3 protein-coding genes are annotated in these 2,940 nt (G+C 57.8%); all 3 read left to right on the top strand.

Annotation, left to right across the window (positions count from 1 at the left end):
- Window positions 1-87: 87 nt before the first annotated feature.
- Genes AACS18_RS00860 through AACS18_RS00850 form a run of 3 tightly spaced genes read left to right on the top strand, consistent with a single transcriptional unit; the run spans window position 88 to window position 2,933 of the window.
- Window positions 88-456 carry a response regulator gene (locus tag AACS18_RS00860; protein ID WP_108613476.1) on the top strand — a complete coding sequence of 123 codons (369 nt, stop codon included), beginning with the start codon at window positions 88-90 and terminating at the stop codon, window positions 454-456.
- 16 nt (window positions 457-472) lie between these two features.
- On the top strand, window positions 473-793 hold the full coding sequence (locus AACS18_RS00855) for an STAS domain-containing protein (protein ID WP_108540420.1): 321 nt from the start codon (window positions 473-475) through the stop codon (window positions 791-793).
- Window positions 780-2,933, top strand: a complete 2,154-nt coding sequence (locus tag AACS18_RS00850) for a chemotaxis protein CheA (protein ID WP_108613475.1) — start codon at window positions 780-782, stop codon at window positions 2,931-2,933. The genes AACS18_RS00855 and AACS18_RS00850 overlap by 14 nt, the downstream gene beginning before the upstream one ends.
- The last annotated feature ends 7 nt before the right edge of the window (window positions 2,934-2,940 follow it).

Here is a 2,940-nt window from a genome sequence, read left to right as displayed (position 1 = left end):
CACAGATCAAGTTATTGGACAACAATTAGTGGGTTAGAGAAATGTCATCCGGATACCATCATCGCGTATGTATGAATGAGCAGGAATATGACTAAAACCATCCTCGTTGTGGAAGATTCTGCCAGCATCAGAGCCACCATCACCATGACATTGCAAAGCGCAGGTTTTGCAGTGATTGAAGCCGATGATGGCAACGCGGCCCTTGGCCAGCTGGAGCGCCAGCGCGTACATCTCATTATTTCGGATCTCAACATGCCAGGCATGGATGGCATGACCCTGCTCAGGCAAGTCAAGAAACAGCCAGCGACCCGTTACCTACCCTTCATCATGCTGACTACCGAGAACTCGGCAGAGATCAGGCTGGAGGGGTTCAATGCGGGGGCGCGCATCTGGCTGACCAAGCCGTTTGAACCACTAAAGCTGATCGATGATGTCTATAAGGTGATGCAACCATGACACAGAGGCAACGGAGATGAGTTTCGAGCTTGATATTCTGCATGCGCCCCCGACCGCCACACTTACGGGGGAGCTCACCATCATGACCCTTGGCGAGCTGCAGGACGATCTCTTCAGCCTGCTCAACTTCGCCATCGTCGTGCTGGATGTCAGCCAACTGGAGGCTCTGGATAGTTGCGGAGCCCAACTACTGGCGCTCTTGCAGCAAGAGGCCAATCAGCAGAACAAGAGTCTGCGGATCCGCGCAGGTGAAGAGAGCGTGGCACAACAGGCATTGAGTCAACTCGGCTTGTTACCCATGCTGACCTTGGTGAGGGCCCAAGATGGACATCAATAAAGCGCGCGCCCTCTTTTTTGAAGAGGCCTATGAGCAGTGCGACAATCTGGAACACGCCCTGCTGGACAGAGAGACCTACCCCGCGAACCCGGATACCTACAATCTGATGTTTCGCACCGCCCATACCATCAAGGGATCGGCCAGCATGCTGGGGCTCACCATGCTGGTTCGCTTTGCCCATGCCATGGAGAACATGCTGACGCGACTGCGCAGCGGCGAGCTACAGCTCGATGAGCATCTGATCAATCTGCTGCTGGCCTGTAACGATCAACTGCGCGATCTGCTGCAAGGGGCCGAGCACAACCCCGAGCTGCCGCAAACCGAAACCCAGCAGATCCTGGCGCTACTCTCCCAACTACAGGGTCACCAGAGCCTGCCCAATCCACCGGTCTCACTGCCCGTCCAGCTCGTTGCCGCCGAGCAAGATATGCGAGCGTGGCACCTGTCGCTGCGCTTCTATCCGGCCCTCTATCAGGATGGCTTCGATCTGTTGGCGTTTATACGCTATCTCGCCAATCTGGGGGATATCGTCTTTATCGAGCCGGTCTGGCATGAGTGGCCGCCGCTGCAACTGCTTGATCCCACTGAGTGTTTTCTGGGCTACGAGATCACGCTGCGCAGCGCACAATCCCCCGAGCGTATTCGCAGCACCTTCGATTTCATCGCGCACGCCAGCATTATCTGCCTGCTCACCCCTCATCAGGATCTGGCCGAATATGCCAAACAGGGCGCGCGGCTGGCCCAGTGGCGCAATGAACCGCTGGCGGCACAGTTGGCTCGCTGGGAAGCGGCCAATGTCCTGGCCCGGGCCGAAGCCGATGCCATCGAGTGCGGTGCATACGACAATGCGCCCGCCACCCAATTTGATCAGCCTGCACCCGCCAAATCGGAGAGTGAACCCGAGAGCCCCGTTGTCCCCCTCGTCAAACCCGCACCACTGCGGGCCGAAGGGCACTACATCCGCATTGAAGCCGCCAAATTGGATCGACTGATCAACCGGGTTGGCGAGCTGGTGATCGCCACCTCGGCCACCACCTTGCAGGCAAAAATGCGGGGGGATGCCGAACTGATCGAGTCGGTCGCCACCGTCAACACCCTGGTCGAGGGGATCCGTGATGATGCCCTCACGCTGCGGATGGTGCCCATCAACGAGATCTTCAACCGCTTTCCCCGACTGGTGCATGAATTGTCCCAACAGACAGGTAAAAACATTAGCCTGCACATCAACAACGCCGATACCGATATCGACAAATCCATGGTCGAGAAGTTGACCGATCCCCTGATGCACCTTGTACGCAACGCTGTCGACCACGGTATTGAGGATGAACCGCAGCGCCTGCTGGCAGGTAAATCTGCGTCTGGCGTGATCACTCTCAATGCCTATCACGACGCAGGCGCCGTGGTGGTCGAGGTGAGTGACGATGGCCGCGGCATCGATCGGGAGAAGATCCAGGCCAAGGCCCTTGCCCTCGGCATGGCGCAAGAGGGCAAGGTTATGGGGGAGCAGGAGATATTCCAGTTTCTGTTTCAGCCAGGCTTCTCCACTGCGACCGATGTCAGCGACCTCTCCGGCCGCGGGGTCGGGCTGGATGTGGTCAAACGCAATCTGGAGTCGCTGCGCGGTGAAGCCTCCATCGAAAGCCATCTGGGGATGGGAACCACCTTCCGCCTCAGATTGCCGCTGACACTGGCCATCATCGACGGTTTTCGCATCGAGGTGGATCACTCCTCACTGGTTATCCCCCTCGACATGATGATCGAGTGCATCGACCTGCCGCCGGAAGCACTCGATACCCCATCACGGCAGATAAATATTCGCGGCGAGTGGGTGCCCTTCATCGTGTTGCGCGAACTCTTTGCCCTCCCCTCGGCCAATGAGCCCGCTTTTGTGGTGATGGTCGATTATGCCGACAACCGGGCGGGCATAGTGGTAGATCGGCTGATCGGCGAAGTACAGGCGGTGATCAAACCGCTGGGCGAGCTGTTCAAATCCCTGCGCTATGTCAGCGGCTCCACCATTCTGGGCAACGGTGAGCCCGCCCTTATTCTCGATGTGCCGCAGTTGATAGAGTTGGCGCGGCGCAGAGAACGGCATTTGCTCCATGAGCAGACCGACACATTGTTCAGCATCAGGAACTGATCCCCAA

Origin of the sequence: Aeromonas sp. HMWF015 (assembly GCF_963878965.1) — a bacterium.
GTDB lineage: Bacteria > Pseudomonadota > Gammaproteobacteria > Enterobacterales > Aeromonadaceae > Aeromonas > Aeromonas veronii.
This window is presented reverse-complemented; position numbering and strand designations above follow the sequence as displayed.